The 17,070-nt window shown below is 66.5% G+C and carries 17 protein-coding genes and 1 tRNA gene; 11 read left to right on the top strand and 7 right to left on the bottom strand.

Features of this window, described 5'->3' with window-relative positions; all coding sequences use genetic code 11:
- Positions 1 to 94 precede the first annotated feature (94 nt).
- A complete protein-coding gene (locus AC3WRC_RS10755) occupies positions 95 to 553 on the top strand; it encodes a YaiI/YqxD family protein (protein WP_492303839.1) in 459 nt (152 codons plus the stop codon).
- Complete coding sequence (gene arfB / locus AC3WRC_RS10750; RefSeq protein ID WP_017505001.1) at positions 550 to 954, top strand: alternative ribosome rescue aminoacyl-tRNA hydrolase ArfB; 405 nt, start codon at positions 550 to 552, stop codon at positions 952 to 954. The genes AC3WRC_RS10755 and arfB overlap by 4 nt, the downstream gene beginning before the upstream one ends.
- Before the next feature lie 3 nt (positions 955 to 957).
- Here the strand turns inward: arfB and AC3WRC_RS10745 are convergent, their stop codons facing one another.
- From AC3WRC_RS10745 to AC3WRC_RS10730, 4 genes are read right to left on the bottom strand one after another with little or no spacing between them, the layout of a single operon-like run.
- The gene (locus tag AC3WRC_RS10745) at positions 958 to 1,431 is read right to left on the bottom strand and encodes a hypothetical protein (RefSeq protein WP_174085385.1); all 474 of its coding nucleotides are present in this window, start codon (positions 1,429 to 1,431) and stop codon (positions 958 to 960) included.
- 14 nt (positions 1,432 to 1,445) lie between these two features.
- Entirely contained in the window at positions 1,446 to 3,026 is a 1,581-nt protein-coding gene (gene ubiB / locus AC3WRC_RS10740; RefSeq protein WP_492303838.1) for a 2-polyprenylphenol 6-hydroxylase, read from the bottom strand.
- Positions 3,014 to 3,802 (bottom strand): class I SAM-dependent methyltransferase, encoded by a 789-nt coding sequence (locus tag AC3WRC_RS10735; protein WP_492303837.1) that lies wholly within the window; start codon positions 3,800 to 3,802, stop codon positions 3,014 to 3,016. The genes ubiB and AC3WRC_RS10735 overlap by 13 nt, the downstream gene beginning before the upstream one ends.
- 51 nt (positions 3,803 to 3,853) lie before the next feature.
- On the bottom strand, positions 3,854 to 4,555 hold the full coding sequence (locus AC3WRC_RS10730) for a Crp/Fnr family transcriptional regulator (protein WP_055809492.1): 702 nt from the start codon (positions 4,553 to 4,555) through the stop codon (positions 3,854 to 3,856).
- 155 nt (positions 4,556 to 4,710) lie between these two features.
- Here AC3WRC_RS10730 and AC3WRC_RS10725 point away from each other — a divergent pair, with 155 nt between their 5' ends.
- The 9 genes from AC3WRC_RS10725 (at position 4,711) to AC3WRC_RS10685 (ending at position 13,288) form a co-directional block, all read left to right on the top strand.
- The gene (locus AC3WRC_RS10725) at positions 4,711 to 5,016 is read left to right on the top strand and encodes a 4a-hydroxytetrahydrobiopterin dehydratase (protein WP_492303836.1); all 306 of its coding nucleotides are present in this window, start codon (positions 4,711 to 4,713) and stop codon (positions 5,014 to 5,016) included.
- The gene (locus AC3WRC_RS10720; protein ID WP_492303835.1) at positions 5,013 to 5,810 is read left to right on the top strand and encodes an SDR family oxidoreductase; all 798 of its coding nucleotides are present in this window, start codon (positions 5,013 to 5,015) and stop codon (positions 5,808 to 5,810) included. Before AC3WRC_RS10725 ends, AC3WRC_RS10720 begins: the two co-directional genes overlap by 4 nt.
- A gap of 167 nt (positions 5,811 to 5,977) precedes the next feature.
- A tRNA-Arg gene (locus AC3WRC_RS10715) sits at positions 5,978 to 6,054 on the top strand.
- A gap of 155 nt (positions 6,055 to 6,209) precedes the next feature.
- Positions 6,210 to 8,243 carry a TonB-dependent receptor gene (locus tag AC3WRC_RS10710; RefSeq protein ID WP_492303834.1) on the top strand — a complete coding sequence of 678 codons (2,034 nt, stop codon included), beginning with the start codon at positions 6,210 to 6,212 and terminating at the stop codon, positions 8,241 to 8,243.
- An 88-nt stretch (positions 8,244 to 8,331) separates the two neighbouring features.
- Entirely contained in the window at positions 8,332 to 8,493 is a 162-nt protein-coding gene (locus AC3WRC_RS10705) for a hypothetical protein (protein ID WP_153923917.1), read from the top strand.
- Between the two features lie 177 nt (positions 8,494 to 8,670).
- On the top strand, positions 8,671 to 8,982 hold the full coding sequence (locus AC3WRC_RS10700) for a hypothetical protein (protein ID WP_492303833.1): 312 nt from the start codon (positions 8,671 to 8,673) through the stop codon (positions 8,980 to 8,982).
- Between the two features lie 586 nt (positions 8,983 to 9,568).
- Positions 9,569 to 10,558, top strand: a complete 990-nt coding sequence (locus AC3WRC_RS10695; protein WP_492303832.1) for an SDR family oxidoreductase — start codon at positions 9,569 to 9,571, stop codon at positions 10,556 to 10,558.
- Complete coding sequence (locus AC3WRC_RS10690; protein ID WP_492304043.1) at positions 10,555 to 12,402, top strand: glycoside hydrolase family 15 protein; 1,848 nt, start codon at positions 10,555 to 10,557, stop codon at positions 12,400 to 12,402. The genes AC3WRC_RS10695 and AC3WRC_RS10690 overlap by 4 nt, the downstream gene beginning before the upstream one ends.
- On the top strand, positions 12,395 to 13,288 hold the full coding sequence (locus tag AC3WRC_RS10685) for an SDR family oxidoreductase (RefSeq protein WP_091745758.1): 894 nt from the start codon (positions 12,395 to 12,397) through the stop codon (positions 13,286 to 13,288). The genes AC3WRC_RS10690 and AC3WRC_RS10685 overlap by 8 nt, the downstream gene beginning before the upstream one ends.
- A gap of 59 nt (positions 13,289 to 13,347) precedes the next feature.
- Here AC3WRC_RS10685 and AC3WRC_RS10680 read toward each other — a convergent pair whose 3' ends face one another.
- From AC3WRC_RS10680 to AC3WRC_RS10670, 3 genes are read right to left on the bottom strand one after another with little or no spacing between them, the layout of a single operon-like run.
- Positions 13,348 to 14,151, bottom strand: a complete 804-nt coding sequence (locus AC3WRC_RS10680; protein WP_091745755.1) for an SDR family NAD(P)-dependent oxidoreductase — start codon at positions 14,149 to 14,151, stop codon at positions 13,348 to 13,350.
- Entirely contained in the window at positions 14,151 to 15,695 is a 1,545-nt protein-coding gene (locus AC3WRC_RS10675) for a GMC family oxidoreductase (protein ID WP_492303831.1), read from the bottom strand. Before AC3WRC_RS10675 ends, AC3WRC_RS10680 begins: the two co-directional genes overlap by 1 nt.
- On the bottom strand, positions 15,692 to 17,050 hold the full coding sequence (locus AC3WRC_RS10670; RefSeq protein WP_199060704.1) for an alpha/beta hydrolase: 1,359 nt from the start codon (positions 17,048 to 17,050) through the stop codon (positions 15,692 to 15,694). The genes AC3WRC_RS10675 and AC3WRC_RS10670 overlap by 4 nt, the downstream gene beginning before the upstream one ends.
- Positions 17,051 to 17,070 lie beyond the last annotated feature (20 nt).

Below are 17,070 nucleotides of genomic sequence, written 5' to 3'. Positions count from 1 at the left end.
GGGCCGCACGGTCCCGCCCTTTTTGGTTGGGACGCTGTGCGAACTCACTATGCTGGGCCTCAAGTAGCGCGAAGCGCGATAGGCCCAACCAAGAATGCCCACCGTGCTCTACATCGACGCCGACGCCTGCCCCGTAAAGGAAGAGGTGTATCGCGTCGCCCGCCGCTATGGGCTGAAGACCTATGTCGTCTCCAACACCTGGATGCAGGTTCCGCGTGAGCCGCTGATCGAACAGGTGGTGGTGGACGCCGGCCCCGACATCGCCGACGACTGGATCGCTGAGCGGGCGGGCGTAGGCGACGTGGTCATCACCGCCGATATCCCCCTAGCGGACCGCTGTCTGAAGTCGGGCGCACAGGCGCTGAAGTCGAACGGCCAGCCCTTCACCCCGGACTCCATCGGCTCGGCCCTTGCCGGACGGATGGTGGGCGAGCATCTGCGGTCGATGGGCGTGGCCACATCCGGTGCGCCGCCGTTCTCGGCCGCCGACCGTTCGCGTTTCTTGCAAGCGCTGGACCAGGCCGTGGTCAAGGCGCGCAAGGCGGCGACATGACCACCGTCATCCCCGAGGACGAGCTTGAGTTTCACTTCTACCGCGCGGGCGGTCCAGGCGGGCAGAACGTCAACAAGGTCTCGACCGCCGTCCAGATGCGGTTCGATGTGAAGAACTCGCCGTCGCTGACCGATCCGGTCAAGGCGCGGCTGATGAAGCTGGCCGGCAGCCGGCTGACGCTGGAAGGCGTGATCCTGATCACCGCCGTGCGTCACCGCACCCAGGAGCGCAATCGCGCCGACGCCATCGAACGGCTTCAAGCCATGGTGGACGAGGCCTCGATCCGCCCCGTCTATCGCGTGCCGACACGTCCGACCAAGGCGTCCAAGGAACGCCGCCTCAAGGCCAAGACGACCCGCGCCTCGATCAAGTCGGGGCGCGGCAAGCCTTCGCTGGACTAACGGTCAGCGCTCGGCCGGGCGGAACAGCAGGGCCGCGATCTTGTCCTCGGCGTCGAAGCCGATCAGCCATTCGGTGACCTGATTGTCGAAGGTGACCTTGAACATCTGGGCCTCGCCTTCCTGTTTGACGTATTCGACCGTCTTGACGGCGCCGAAGCCCTTGATCAGTGGGACCACCTGGGCTTCCTGCTGACGGATCTGGGTTCCAAGGCCGGTCGTGAAATCCGAATAGTCGAAACCGGTCCCCTGCGCGCTGGCGATCACGGCGCGCAAAGCCTCTTCCGAACGGGCGATGTCGGGAGCTTGGGCGGCGGACGCCGCTGCGGGCGCAGCGGCGGGACGGGCTTGAGGTGCTGCGGCTTGAGCCGGGCGGTCGAAGGCGTTCGGCACGGCGCCGGCGGCCGCCTGAGCCAAGGCGGGCACGGGCGCCAGCAGCACGGCGGCTACAATGGCGGTCTTCATCAAGGTCGGCTTCATAGCGAAAGCTCCGGTCAGGTCAGATAGGGCCAGAGCGAAAGGCCCAAGGCCGCCAGGGCCGCGATGACCGCGACCGTGACTGAAGCCGCCACCCAAGCCGGAGTTCCCGACTTTTCGATGACCACCGCCGCCGGGCGCGGCGGCTCCTGAACCAGGCGCGAGATGGCGCGGGCGGCGGCGATCATTTCGTTGATCGCGTCACGCGCCTGGGCCTGCGGTCCCAGCTCGCGGCGGATCCAGCGTTCGACCACCGGCTGGGCGGCCTTCCACAGATCGTGATCGGGTTGCAGCCGGCGCGCCACGCCCTCGACCGAGACCATGGTCTTTTGCAGCAGGATCAGTTCGGGCCGCAGCCGCATGTCGAACAGGGCGGTGATCTCGAACAACTGGCCCAGGAGCCGGCCCATCGACACCTGGCTGGCGGCACGGCCGATCACCGGCTCGCCGACGGCGCGCAGGGCCTGGGCGAAGGTCTCGACCGAGTGGTGCGGCGGGACGTAGCCGGCCTCGAAATGCACGCGCGAAATCCGGTCGTAGTCGCGGCTGATGAAGCCCCACAGAATCTCGGCCAGATAGCGCCGCTCCGCCGGTCCCAGCCGCCCGACGATGCCGAAATCGATCGCCGTCAGATGGGCTGGCGCGCTGGCGAACAGATTGCCCTCATGCAGGTCGGCGTGGAACACCCCGTGGTCCAACGCCTGGACAAGGAAGGCGCGCACGACATTGTCGGCCAGCTGATCCTTGTCCAATCCCGGCAGGTCCAGCAGCGCCGGATCCGTCATGGGCACGCCTTGCGCCCACTCCAGCGTCAGCACGCGCTTGCCCACCCCGTCCCAGATCACGGCCGGCGCGGACATATATCCGTCCTTGGCCAACACCTCGGCCATCTCGCTGGCGGCGGCGGCCTCCAGCCGCATGTCCAACTCCAGATCCAGCGAGTTGGCGATGGTCTCGACAAAGGCGGACGGCTCCAGACGCCGCGCCATCGGCACGAGCCGCCAGACCAGCCGCGCGGCCAGACGCATCGAATCCAGGCCATTGGCGACCCGCCGCTCGACGCCCGGCCGCAGCACCTTGACCGCGACGGCCCGCCCATCAGCCAGGGTCGCGCGGTGCGCCTGGGCCAGGGAGGCGGCGGCGACCGGCGGGCTGAGATCGATGAACAGACTTTCGGCCGGGCGCCCCAGCGACTTCTCGATCTCGCGACGCGCCTCTTCCAGAGAGAACGGCGGCAGGGCGTCCTTCAACCGGCCAAGATCGCGCGCGAATTCCAGCCCGAAGATATCGGCGCGCGTCGCCAGGACCTGACCCAGTTTGATCGCCACAGGGCCCAGATGCTCGAACGCCTTGCCCAGCCTCTGGCCCGGCCGCCCCTGACGCCCGGCCCGACCTGAGAACAGTTGCACGAACCGTGCGAACGGCCGCGCCCAGGCCGGCAGCAGATGGGTCACCTCGCGCGGGATCAGGGCGTCATGACGCGCCAAGACCCACAGCCAGCCCAGCAGGCGCAGGAAGGACACAACCGGGTTCTGGACCGCGACCGTCGCGGGCGGCGGCGGGGCCGTGCGATAGATCCGGCTGGTCAGATCGCCCACCCGTGATGGATGGCGGCGATCCCGCCCGACAGATTGGTGACGGACACGCGGCGGAAGCCGGCGTCCTCAATCATGCCCTTGAACGTATTCTGATCGGGGAAGCGACGGATGCTCTCGACCAGATACTGATAGCTGTCGCGATCCTTGGCGACCCAGCCGCCGATGCGCGGAATGGCGTGGAAGGACCAGGCGTCATAGACATTGCGGATCGGCGTGGTGGTGGGGCGCGAGAACTCCAGGCACAGGAACCGACCGCCCGGCTTCAGCACCCGGCGCGCCTCGGCCAGAGCCTTGTCGATATGGGCCACGTTGCGAATGCCGAAACTGATCGAATAGGCGTCGACCGAGGCGTCCGGCAGCGGCAGGTTCATTGCATCGCCGACGCTCCACTGCATCTCTGGTTCGCCGCCCTTGTGGACGCCCGCCAGGATCATCTCGGCGTTGTAGTCCAGGACGATGACATTGGCGTCTTCGCCGCCGCGCCGCTCCTGCGCCGCGCGCGCCATCCTGGAATAGCGACGCGCCATGTCGCCGGTGCCGCCCGCGACGTCCAGAATGGTCTCGCCCGGACGCGGGTTCAGCTTGGCGGCGGCGATGTCCTTCCAGATGCGGTGGACGCCGACGCTCATCAGGTCGTTCATCACGTCGTAGTTGGAGGCGACGGAATCGAAGACCCCGCGCACCATCTTCACCTTCTCGCGCGCATCCACGTCGCGAAAGCCGAAGGAGGAACGATCACCCGACGAATGCGGGCCGTGGGAGGAGGCGTCGGTCATAGTCGTCGTCTAGCGCGTCGCAGCGCCCCCGTCATCCAATGAGACACCCGATCAGGCCGCTTCGGGCTGCGGCAGTTTCAAATCCTTCATCACGTCGCGCATCAGGCCGTAACAGCCGCACGACGCCGCCTCCAGGCCGTCGCGATCCAGCACCTTGACCCAGCCACGTCCCCGCTGGATCAGCGACTTGCGCTCCAGCACCGTGCCGACCTCCGACACCGTGGCGCGACGCACGCCCAGCATACCGGCGATATCGGCCTGCGTCAGATCGATCCGGTCATCCTCGGCCCGGTCGTGGAGCATCAGCAGCCAGCGGGCCAACCGTTCGTCCAGCCGGTGCTGGGCGTTGCAGGCGGCCGCCTGCTGCACCTGCGCCATCAAGCCTTCGGTGAAGCGCGACAGGGCTGAGCGCAGAGTCTCGCTGTCTTCCAGCGCCTCGCCGAACACCTCGGCCGAGCAATGGGCCGCGATCCCGTCGCGTTGAGAAATGGCCCGACTGGCGGCGCGGGCGTTGAACGGTCCGCAGGTCACGCCGATCAGGCCTTCACGCCCTACGGCGGCCGTCTCCACCATCTTGTCATCCGGCAGGATGGTCATCAGCGACACCACGCCCTTGATCGGAAACCAGACCTGATCGACCGCCTCGCCGGCGTCATAGAGCATCTGGCCGCGTGTGATCTCGCGCTCCTTCAAATGCGGTTCGATCCGCTTGCGGTCGGCCGCATCCAGAGCGGCGATCCAGAGATTTTCCATCCTAACCCCGCTGGCGACCGATGACGCCGAAGAGCGACGATCGCTGCTCGATCAATGCACAAGCTTGACCATGGGTTCCCTGGACGGATCCGCGCGGCTTCGCCGCTTGCCGCCATCCATCAGGCGCCCTACGCCAAAGAAAAAGAGGAAACGCGATGACCGACACACGGCTTGACGTAGCGGAAACGCTGAAGGATTTGCCCGCCTGGCGCGCGCATGACGGCGATCGCCCGGCCATCACGCGGACGCTGACGTTCGCGGATTTCAACGCCGCCTTCGGCTTCATGACTCGCGTCGCCCTGATGGCCGACAAGATGGACCACCATCCCGAATGGTCGAATGTCTACGACCGGGTCGAGATCCTGCTCACCACCCACGACGCCGATGGCGTGACGGACAAGGACGTGACCCTGGCCCGCTTCATTGACGACGCCGCCGCTGGCACGGGGGTGAAGTCGTGAGCGGCTCCGCGCGTCCCGGCCGCGTCGCCGGCAAGAAGGCCCTGATCACCGGCGCGGCCGGCGGCCTGGGCGAAGCCATGGCCTTCATGCTGGCCCGCGAAGGCGCCCGCGTCGCCGTCACCGACATCGACGCCGCACGCGCTCAAGCCCTGGCGAGCCGGATCAATGCGGAAATTCCGGGCGCCGCCTTCCCCTATGCCCACGATGTGGCCAGCGAGGCCGAATGGGAAGGCGTGATCGCCGCCGCCGTCGCCGATCTCGGCGGCCTGTCGGTGCTGGTCAACAACGCCGGCGTCGGCGGCCCCCTGGCCTTCGTCGAACAGGACACGATCGAGAACTGGCAGCGTCAGTACGAGATCAATCTGCGCTCCATCATGCTGGGGACCAAACACGCCATGCCGCATCTGCGCGCCTCGGCTCCGGCCTCGATCATCAACATTTCCTCGATCGCAGGGCTCGCGGCCGCCCCCGGCATGGGCGCCTATAACGCCACCAAGGCGGCGGTCTGGATGTACACCAAGACCCTGGCGCTTGAGGCCGCCAAGGCCGAATGGAACGTGCGCTGCAACTCGGTCCACCCTGTCTTCATCAAGACCCCGATCCTGGATCCCTTCATCGCTATGGCCGGCGGGGACGAGGACAAGGCGCACGAGCGCCTCGCGCGTGGCATTCCTTTGAAGCGGATCGGCGAACCCGACGACGTCGCCTACTGCGTCCTCTATCTGGCGTCCGACGAATCCAAGTTCGTCACGGGGTCCGAGTTCAAGATCGACGGCGGCATGACGGCGCAGTAGGGCGCGAGCGTCCTACCGCTTTGCCTTCGGGGCCTATCGCGCTTCGCGCTGCTTGAGGCCGTTGTACGCAGTGGTCGGCGCCGTCATCATGCTTGTGTGGCGCATTCGGGATTGAGGCCGCTTGCGCCATGCTGTAAGCGGCCTGTTCCGGCGTCGCGCCGGCCGACGCACCCGTAGCTCAGCTGGATAGAGTGCTGCCCTCCGAAGGCAGAGGTCACAGGTTCGAATCCTGTCGGGTGCGCCATTTTCCCCTTCAAGATAGTCCACGACTCTTCTCCTGCCGGCGGCGCCCCTAGAGACACGCCCGACACAAAATCGTCGTCGGGTTCTTGATTGCGCAAAGCCTATGTGACGTTATCTCGTAACAAGTCACTTCCTCCCCAGGCTGAGAGTTTTTCCATGCGTCCCTCAAGCGTCTCGCGATCCCTGCTCATGGCGGCCGCAGGCTCCACGATTCTGGCAGGCGCCGCCGCCGCGCAGTCCGCTCCGCAAGCCCCGGCGGAGTTGGGCGATATCATCGTCACGGGCGCGCCCTATGGCATCAGCCAGCGGGCCTCGGTAATCGCGACGGACGTCGTGGACGAACAGACCCTGGCCACGGCGCCGGCGGCCTCGCTCGGCGACATGCTGAGCGGGCGTCCGGGCATTCGTTCGACCGACTTCGCGCCCGGCGCCAGCCGACCCGTCATTCGCGGCCTTAGCGGGCCGCGCGTCCAGGTGTTGACCAACGGTATCGGCCTGATCGACGCGAGCTCTGTCTCGCCCGACCACGCCGTGGCCACCGATCCGGCCGAGGCCAATCGTATCGAGATCATTCGCGGGCCCGCGACGCTGGTCTATGGCGGCTCGGCTATCGGCGGCGTGGTCAATGTTCTGGACGATCGCATCCCCACCGAAATCCCCGAGGGCGGCGTGTCCGGCGTGGTCTCCACCCAGGCTTCCAGCGTCGATGACGGCCGCAGCGCCTTCGGTCGCGTGACCGTCGGCGGTGGAAACTTCGCCTTCAACGTCGATGGGGTGAAGCGCAAGACCGACGACTACGAAATCCCGGCCCCGGCCATTTCCGCCAGGCGCGCCGCCGCCGAAGGCCTTGCGCGCGACGACACCGGAACCCAGCCTAACAGCTATACCGATCTGGAAGCCTGGGGCGTCGGCGGTTCCTACATCGGCGACAAGGGCTTCGCCGGCGTTTCCTACAAGAACACCGACAGCGAATACGGCACGGTCGCCGAGGAGTCGGTCTTCATCAAGCTGAACCAGAAGCGGTGGGACGCGCGCGGCGAATACCGTTTCGACAGCGGGCCCTTCTCGGCCCTGCGCGGCTCCTACGGCCATGCCGACTACACCCACACCGAGTTCGAGGCCGTGGGCGAGCCGGGCACCATCTTCAACTCCGACGGCTGGGAAGGCCGTGCGGACCTTGTCCAGCGCGAACGCAACGGCTGGAACGGCGCCGTCGGCGTCCAGGCCTTATCGCGCAACTTCGAGGCCATCGGCGAGGAGGCCTTCGTGCCCTCCGTCAAGATCGACGAACTGGGCCTCTATACGGTGCAGCGTCTGGACCTCGGCAACCATGGCTTCGAGGGCGGCCTGCGCTATGACCGGCGCGAACTCAGCGGCACGCCCATCGGCGGCGCCAGCGAAGTCACGCGCGAGTTCGACAACTGGTCGGCGTCCGCCGCCGCCTTCATCCGCCCGACCGCCGGCCTGTTCCTGGGCCTTAGCCTAGCCCACAATGAACGCGCGCCCAGCGAGGTCGAGTTGTTCGCCGACGGCGTCCACATCGCCACCGCCGCCTACGAGACCGGCGACCTGACGCTGAACTCCGAGAAGGTGACGACGCTGGAGGGGACCGCCCACTATGACCGCGGCCGATTCACCGGCGATCTGCACGTCTATCACTCCTGGTATAACGGCTTCATCGACGAACGGCCGACGGGCGACCAGTTCTATTTCGAGGAAGAGGACGAGTTCTTCCCCATCTATCGGTTCGTCCAGACCGACGCGAAGTTCTATGGCTTCGAGCTGGAAGGCGCCTATGCGCTTTGGCAGGACGGCGATCGCAAACTGTCGCTGGAAGGCGCGGCCGACTATGTCCACGCCCAGACGGACTTCGGTCCTGCCGCGCGGATCCCGCCCTACTCCGTGACCGGACGTCTGGCCTGGACCTCGACCAGGTTCGACGCCAGCGCCGAGGTCCGTCACGTCGGCGAACAGGACCGCATCGCCAACGAATTCGAACTGCCGACCGACGACTACACCCTGGTCAATGCGTCAGTGGCGGTTCGCCCCTTCGCCCAGCAGAACGTCACCCTGTTCGCCGAGGCGCGGAATTTGACGGACGAGGAAGCCCGCGAACACGTGTCCTTCCTCAAGGACATCGCCCCTCTGCCCGGCCGCAACCTTCGGGTCGGCGTCGCCTACCGCTTCTGACGAACCTTGAGCTTTCGGCGCAGCCAAGGCTCCGCCGAAAGCTCACACGCGTCGGCGAACGCGAACCCCCTCCGTGCGTTGATCGCCTATGACTGACAAAGAACCCCGCAAAGTCCCTATCGGCTACGAAGACCGACCCGACAAGCCGACACGCGGCGCCTTTCGCATCACAGCCCTCGCCATAGCGGCCGCAGCCGTCGTCTTTCTGACGCTGATCGCGGTCGTCGTCATGCGAAGCGGCGGGATCTAGTCGCGCGGCAGCAGCGTGCCGAGTTCCTGCTAAGCCGCGTCTGCTCATCGTCCCTCTGAGATGCTTGAGCTATTGGCCAACGGGCTTGTCGCCGACCCACGTATCACCTCGCCCAGCGCGAGGTTTGATTCCCGCCGAGACGCGAGTTTGCCAGGAGCGCCTTGGGTCTCGGCGACTGTGGGTTTCAGTTGGCGTCTTTCGCTGGGCGAGCGTTTGGATCTTCTAATCGACGGCGGCCCTTTCTACGTCGGCGCTTCGCGCCTGACCTTCGGCGGCCGCCAGCATTATCGAATGGGCGATTACGCCACGGGAAGGCGCGCCTTCGGTGTCGGAACGGCGGGATGGACAGCGATCGTCTTCGTGGACACTCTCTTCGACACCGAAGCCAACACCTTGGCCTACAGCGACCCTTTCCGCCTTTCCGACACCCAGTCCATCACGTCTTTACGGCCTCGCACGATCGGCCTGAAGTTAAAGTGGGCGCCGTAGTTGGTTTTGCCGGATCTCGAGGTTTGCGGCTCGGTGTTGACCGCCAGACGTCAGAAAGCCCCACGGCTTTTGGCGGTGGGGCTTTTTGGTGTTTTGGGTGCGGGAGCATGCACTGGCCTTGGTAGTATATTTGGCATGATTGCTGTCCCCGCCTAACCGAAGGCCTCGAAATCCGTCATTTCGCTCCGTCGCGAATGCGCCAGAAGGAGATATTGGCGTCTAGCCCGAAACCGGACTTTCATCCGTGCTGCCCATCTGGCTGGCAACCGACCCATACCAGCCTGAAGTGCCATCCCTGCCCAAGTCAGCTAGATGGCGCGATCACCAGTGTTGACGAGCAGATCACCAGGCCCTTGGAGCCACGGGTCATCGCCACACAGAGGTGGGCGGCGTCTGCGGTTTAGAGTTCCGGCGGGTTAGGTACGTCGTCGCCGGAGGCAGTCCAGCTGATAGCCCCAACGGCGGTTTAGGGTAGCAGCACCGATCTTCCGATCGGCAACCTTCCTCCGGACGTGTCGTTGTCAGAGCCTCCCCGTTCGGCCGCAACCGCGATCGTCATTCCGCAATCGAGATCAGAAGGATCGCCATGCCGGTCATCGTCGTCACAGGCGCCAGCGCCGGCATCGGTCTCGCAATCGCCGATAGGTTCGCCCAAGCCGGATGGCAGGTCGTGGTTATCGCCAGACAGGCTGAGCGGCTTTTCAACGCCGTCGAACAGCTGAATCGTTCGGGCGACCGAGTGATCGGCATGGCGGGTGATGTGTCCGATCCGGCCTTCGTCGAGCAGGCGGGCCGCGATGTCATGGACGCTTTCGGCGGCATCGATGTCTGGGTCAACAACGCCATGTCCACGGTCATCGGGCGCGATGAAGATCTGACCGACGCCGATTACCGCCGCGTCGTCGAGACGACCTATCTGTCTCAGGTCTACGGAACGCGCGCGGCGCTTCGGGTCATGCGGCCGGCGGACAAAGGCGTGGTGATCCAAATTTCCTCGGGATTGGCGCTGCGCCCTGCCCCGCTGCAGGCCGCCTACTGCGGCGCCAAGGCGGCCGTCGACGGGTTCACCGAGGCCATTCGGGCCGAACTGATCGCCGCAGCCTCCAACGTCACCCTGACCACCATCTATCTGCCGGCCGTCAACACGCCCCAGCCCTTGTGGTCACGCAACCGGACAGACCGGGCGCAGGTCATTCCAGATCCCCTGTTCGATCCTCGCCTGTGTGCAGAAGCCGTCTGGTCGGCCGTGCAGCGGCCCAGCCGCAAGGTCTTCGTGGGTCGCACGACATGGCTGATGGCGCTGGCGCAACAGTTCGCACCGGCGCTGGCGGATCGCCAGGCCGCCAAGATGATCGCGGCACAACAGGGCGACCCCCAACTGCCCCGCCTGGGCAATCTCGACCGCCCGGAAGAAGGCCCGGCGGCGATCGACGGCCCGGACACCGAACGGGTGATCAGACCCTGGATCGGTTTCGTGTCCAGCCACCAGCTTGCGGCGCTCAAGGTCGCGGCGGTCGGCGTCCTTGCCGGCCTTGCCGTAACGGCTGGCTTTGCGATCGGATCGTGCAAACGATGACCGAGACGACCTTCACGCCCCATCCGGCGCGCTCGTCGCAAGCGCTCCGTCCCGACGGATACGTCGCCCTCGAAGACTATGGCGTTCTGGGCGAGGGCCGGACGGTGGCTCTGTCGGCTTTGGATGGCGGCATTGACTGGTGGTGCGTGCCGGCGATCGACGCGCCGCCCCTTTTCGACCGACTGCTGGATCCGGCAGGCGGCCGGTTTTCGATCACGCCGACCGAGGCCTTCACGGCGACCCGCCGCTATCGCCCCGACAGCAATGTGCTGGAGACGGAGTTCGCCACCGCCAGCGGACGCGCGCGCCTGACCGAGAGCCTGAACAGCGGCACGGCCGGTCGTTTGCCCTGGTGTGAACTGGCCCGCCGTATCGATGGCCTGGAGGGCGAAGTGACCTTCACCCTGGACATGCGTCCGGGGCGTCGGGGCGACACGGCCAATCCGTATCATTCGAAGATCGGCGAACACACGGTCTTCCATGTCGAGCGGGTGCTCGGCCTGTTCGTCCACGATCCGCGCATCTCATGCGAATGGTCCGACGAGGGCATTGTCGGAACCATCGTTGTCGGCCCAGGCGAGCGGCGCACGGTGGCCATCGTCGCCGGACGGGACGAGCCGCTGGTCGTGCCGTCCATCGAAGAGATCGACGCCCGCATCGACCTGTCGGATCAGGAATGGCGGGACTGGGCGGCGCGCCTGAACTGCCCCGGCCTGTATCGCGACGACTTCATCCGCAGCGCCCTGGCGTTGAAGTTGCTGCTGTACTCCCCGTCGGGCGCCATCGCCGCGGCGGCCACGACGTCCCTGCCCGAGCGTCTGGGCGGCGACAAGAACTGGGACTATCGCTACGCCTGGCTGCGCGACGCCGGCTATACGATCGAAGCCTTTTTGGCGGCCGGCGCGCAGGCGGAGGCCAAGGCCGCTTTCAACTGGCTGCTGATGCAGCTGAAGCGCCATGGCGCCAAGGTCTGCTACAGCCTGGACGGCGCACTCGTGCCGCCGGAAACGCACTGGGACATGCCGGGCTATAAAGGCTCGCGTCCGGTCGTCACGGGTAATCGCGCCGCCGACCAGGCCCAGCACGGCGTATTCGGCGACATCTTTGAGACCGCCTCGCGCTTCGTCGGCTGCGGCAACATCCTCGACAGCGCCAGCGCCCAGCAGTTGTCCGAACTGGCGGACCAGTGCGCCGACGCCTGGCGACAGACGGACGCGGGCATGTGGGAGCTGGAGGATCAGCAGCACTACACCATGTCCAAGATAAGCTGCTGGCAGGCCTTGGCCCGCGCGGTCGAACTGGCGGACGCGGGACAACTGCCGACGACATGCCGGGATCGCTGGCGGCGCGAGCGCGACCGGATTGCCGACTGGGTCGAGGCGCATTGCTGGTCCGAAAACCTTCAGGCGTTCGTGATGTATCCGGGCAGCGACAAGCTGGACGCCGCCCTGGCCCTGGCCGTGCGGTTCCGGTTCGATGGCGAAGCGCGGCTGCGCGCAACCCTTGACGCGCTGGACCGCCACCTCGGCGCCGGCGTCTTCCACTATCGCTATTCCGGCATGCAGGCCGAGGAAGGCTGCTTCATCGCCTGTTCCTTCTGGATCGCCGAAGCCTGGGCGACGCTAGGCGAACCGGACAAGGCGCGCGCCCGCATCGACGCCCTGCGCGAAGCCCTCAGCGGCCGCTGGGGCATGCTGACCGAGATGATCGACCCGGACACCGGCGCCTACCTCGGCAACATGCCGCAGGGGCTGAGCCACCTCGCGCATCTGACCGCCCTGACCGCCGTCGGCAAGGCGCAGACCTCTTCCCCCCAGCCCGAAACGGAGACGTTCCATGACTGATCGCCTGACCCTTCAGGATCCGCGCGAGCAATATCCAAAGCCGCCCTTCCCGCGCCAACCCCAACCCGTACCGGGCGAAGCGCGCGAGATGGACCCCAAGCCCGATCATGGCGAGGACAGCTATCAGGGTTCCGGCAAGCTGAAAGGACGCAAGGCCCTGATCACCGGCGCCGACAGCGGCATCGGCCGCGCGGCCGCCATCGCCTACGCCCGGGAAGGCGCCGACGTGGCGCTCTCCTATCTGCCGTCCGAGCGCAAGGACGCCGCCGAAGTCATCGCGCTGATCGAGGCTGAAGGGCGCAAGGCCATCGATCTGCCCGGCGACATCACCGATGAAAACTGGTGCCGGCAGATGGTCGAACAGGCCGTGTCTGAGCTGGGCGGACTGGACATCCTGGTCATCAACGCCGGCCGCCAACAATATCGCGAGGACATCTCGCAGGTGACGTCGGAAGACTTCGACAAGACGTTGAAGACCAACCTCTACGCCATGCACTGGATCGCCCAGGCGGCCGTCCCGCATCTGCCGGCTGGCGCCTCGGTCATCACCACCGCCTCGATCCAGGCCTATGAGCCTTCCGCCATCCTGCTGGACTACGCCACCACCAAGGCCGGGATCGTCGCCTATACGAAGGCCCTGTCCAAGCAGCTGATCGAAAAGGGCATACGCGCCAATGTCGTGGCGCCCGGCCCCTTCTGGACGCCGCTGCAGTCGTCTGGCGGACAGCCGCAGGAAGCCGTGATGAAGTTCGGCGAGCAGGTGCCGCTGGGTCGTCCGGGCCAGCCCGTCGAGATCGCCCCGGTCTATGTGCTGCTGGCCTCTCAAGAAGGCAGCTACATCACGGGCGAAGTCTTCGGCGTCACCGGCGGCATGGGCGTCGCCTGACAAGACAAAACCGGCGGCGGGATCATCCCGCCGCCGGTCTCTCTCGTTCTGCCGGGCGACTAGCCGGCGATGGTGGCGACGGAGCCGGAATCCACCCGGATGCCCGCGCCGTTGATGAAGCTGGCGCGATCCGAACACAGGAAGGCGACGGCCGCTGCGACCTCCTCCGGCTTGCCCCTGCGATCCAACGTCATGCCGGGCCGCTCTTCCTTCAGGAAGCTCTTGATCGCCTCCTCGAAGGTTTCGCCGCGTTCCTCGGCACGCTTCTTCATCATGGCGTCGGTCATCGGGGTGGCAATGAAGGCGGGCGAGACCGTGTTCACCAGCACATTGTCGCAGCCGTAGGCCTTGGACAGACCCTTCGCCAGGCTGAGAATGCCGGCCTTCGAGGCGCAATAGGCCAGTTCATCGACGTAGGGCTGCACCGCATCTTCCGAAGCGAACAGGACGATGCGGCCCCAGCCCGAACGCCGCATGGCCGGAATGGCCTGGCGGCACATCCGCACCGCGCCCATCAGATTGATGTCGAGCGTCTCCAGCCAACCGGCGTCATCGACATCCAGGAAATCGCCGGTCGCGCCGGTCACGCCCGCTGCGTTCACATAGATATCCGGATCGCCCATGCGGTCTCGGACCTCCGCCCACAGGCGTTCGACATCGTCGGCCTTGGTCACGTCGCCGGTCACGCCGATGCATTCGCCCAAGGCGGAAAGCTCCTGGACGGCTTCATCCAGCGTGCCGTCAGGCTTGTCGGTCAAGGCGACCCTTACGCCGGATTCCAGCAGCAGCCGCGCCGTCTCCTTGCCCATGCCGGAATCGGCGCCGGAAATGAGGGCGATCCGCCCCTTGATCCCGAGGTCCATCACAAATCTCCTGTTCGTTGACGTTCGAGGAAGCGATCGGCCGTGCGCAGGGCGACGGCCATGAGGGTCAAGGCCGGGTTGGCCGAAAGCGCGCTGGGGAAGACGGAGTTGTCGCAAACGTACAGATTGTCGATCTCGACGCTGCACCCGTCGGCTTCGACGACCGCCCCGTCCGCCTTGTCTCCCATCCGGCAGCCGCCGATGGTGTGCGCCGACCGGGCCACCGCGAAGATGTCCTCGGCGCCCGCTGCCGTCCAAAGCTCCGTCATCACGCGCCGGGCATGGGCGTCCAGACGCCGCTCGTTCTCGCCATAGCTGAAGTCGATCCGCGCCTTGCGCAGCCCGACGGCGTCGACCTCATCGGACAGGGTCAGGCGGTTGTCGTCGTTCGGCAGACACTCTCCATTGATGCCGATCCCGGCGAGCCGGCGATAGTTGCGTAGCGTATCGACCAGCGGCGCGCCCCATAGGCCCGCGCCGCGCGCGAACCCACCCGCCAGGGTGACCGGCATGACGCCAAGGCTTTGAATTAGATAGCCGCCGGCGAAGTTCGCGTCCGACGGACGCACCATCTCTTCGCTGATCAGGGAAGACGGATAGCCGCGGTTCATCGACATGTCGGCGTCGAACCGGCCCCATACTTGCGTCGCCACATGAGTCATGAAGTTGCGGCCGACCTCGCCGCCGGAGTTGCCTAATCCCCAGTTCAGCAGCAGACGCGACGTCTCGACACCGCCCGCGCAGAGGAACAGCGCTCGACAGTTCAGTCGATGATCCTGCCCGTCGCGACGATAGATCACCGACTTGATCCGACCGCTGGCGCCACGCTCCACGCCTATCGCCCGCGCGTTGGCGATGATCGTGGCGCCATTGGCTGCGGCCATCGGCAGAAAGCTGTTGTCCGCGCCGCCCTTGGCGCCGGTTCTGCATCCCTGGTGGCAGGCGCCGCAGTTGACGCAGGCCATGCGGTGGGGCGTCGCCCCCGCCTCGCGATCGCGGGACAGCACGGCCGCCGGCGCGTCCGTGACGGTCAGCCCGACGGCCGTCGCGCCACGGGCCATCGCATCCGCCGGGGCGTTGCGCGGGACAGGCGGATAGGCGAACTGTCGCCCGCCCCACGGATAGTCGGCCGGGCCTGAAACCCCGATCACCGTCTCTACGGTCTCGACATAGGATTTCAGTTCGTCCCAGCCGAACGGCCAGTCCCGCCCGCGTCCCGTCTCCGAGGCCAGCGTCAGATCACGGGGATCGGGTCGTGGGCAGAAGGCGCCCCAGTGCAGCAGCGAGCCGCCGACGCCCTGGCCGGAGTTGTTGGCCCCAAAGGCGGTCGGGTCGCGCCCTCCGCTCAGGCGCTCCTCCATCCAATAGAGATCGGCCGTCGTTTCGTCGGGCGTATGCTCCGCCGGATCGAAAGCCCGCCCTGCCTCCAACACCGTGACCGACAGACCAGCATTCGCCAACCTGGCCGCGATCGGAGCCCCGCCGGCCCCGCTGCCGATGATGACGACATCGGTTTCGCCGGCCGTCCTTGCAGGCGCGCTCAACCCACGCCCTCCATCGGCAGACGCCAAGGTTCGGTGTGGTCCGCCGCCGTCTGATCGTAGCCCTGAAACCGGCCTTCGCCGCCCGTGGCGAAGCCGTCGTAACCGATCTGGGCCCAAGTCGCCGGCAGCGACATCCACAGGCGCGCGGCTTCGGACACGACGTCCTCGAACCACAGCCTCATGGCGTCCGCCGAAAGCCGGCCCGGCTCAGGCCATTCGCCCTGTGAGATGGTGCGCAGGATGTCGTCCTGGCGCTTAGGCGTCAGAGTTGCGAACTCCGGCGCCATGGCGGCGATCTCATCCAGCCCGCGTCGCCAGGCCTCGGCGTCCGAGGGAAGATCGGCGAACCGCCACCCGTCGCCCTGTCCGCTGCCGAGCCCCACATCCAGACGCCGCGTCAGATCATCCGGATCGCCTGCATCAGACAGAATGCGCGCGATCATCGCCGACAGCACGGCGCGCTGGGTCGGGTCCAGGACGCCGCCGTCAGCTGGCGCCGGACCGAAATGACGATCCAGTATTGCGCGTCTTGTGCGATCCGACACGCGATCGGACGCCACCAGACCCACGAAGCGTCGAGGCAGCGCGGATGAACCGACTTTCTCGACGAACTTTAGAACCAGGCCCGAGAGACGATCCGGCTGTTCCTGAGGGATCAGGTGCGCCGCATCCGGCACGACCACCACATCGGCCACGCGGTAGTGGGGGGCGTTGACACGCCGCTGCGCTGCCTCACCCAAATCGCCATCCTCTGCGCCGGCGATGATCAGGGCGGGGAAAGGTAGGACGCCGGCCTGATCGGACCAGTCCTCGCGCGATCCTTCGGCCAGCCATCCGCGCCAGGCTTCTGGGCTGGATCGAGTGAAATCGGCCAGGGCCCGATCGAAGGCGGCCTGCGGCAGACCGGCGGCGGTATTGGCGTCGATGAACTGGCGTCCCCGATCCTCGATCCTGGTCGGATCGTCGAACCAGGTCAGCATATCCGCACGCCTGCTCTCGTCCATCGGCTCCGACGAGGGTGGCGATCCGGCGACCAGCACCACGCCCAGCAACCCGCTCAGACCCGCCGCCCCGTCACGTGCCCGCGCGGCGATCAAGGTCGCAAACTTGCCGCCCATGCTGTGGCCGACAAGGATCCAGCGGGGGAGATGAAGATCGGTAAGGCGGCGGCTCAGGTCGTCGAGCACGGCTTGGACATCGCCATAGCCTTCCCCCGCCCTGTCCCCGAACCCTGGAAGATCGATCGCGACGGTCACCACCTCATCGGCAAGCCGGTCGATCACCGCGTCCCAATCGTGGCGGCTCGAGCCCAGGGAATGAAGGAAGACGACAGTAAGGCGGGTGTCTGTGAGCATGCAGGGGCTTTTTAGAAAGC

This window comes from Brevundimonas sp. EU05-FHT14B07 (assembly GCF_058790795.1).
Note: the sequence above shows the minus strand (reverse complement) of the source record. Positions and strands in the feature narration are given on the sequence as shown.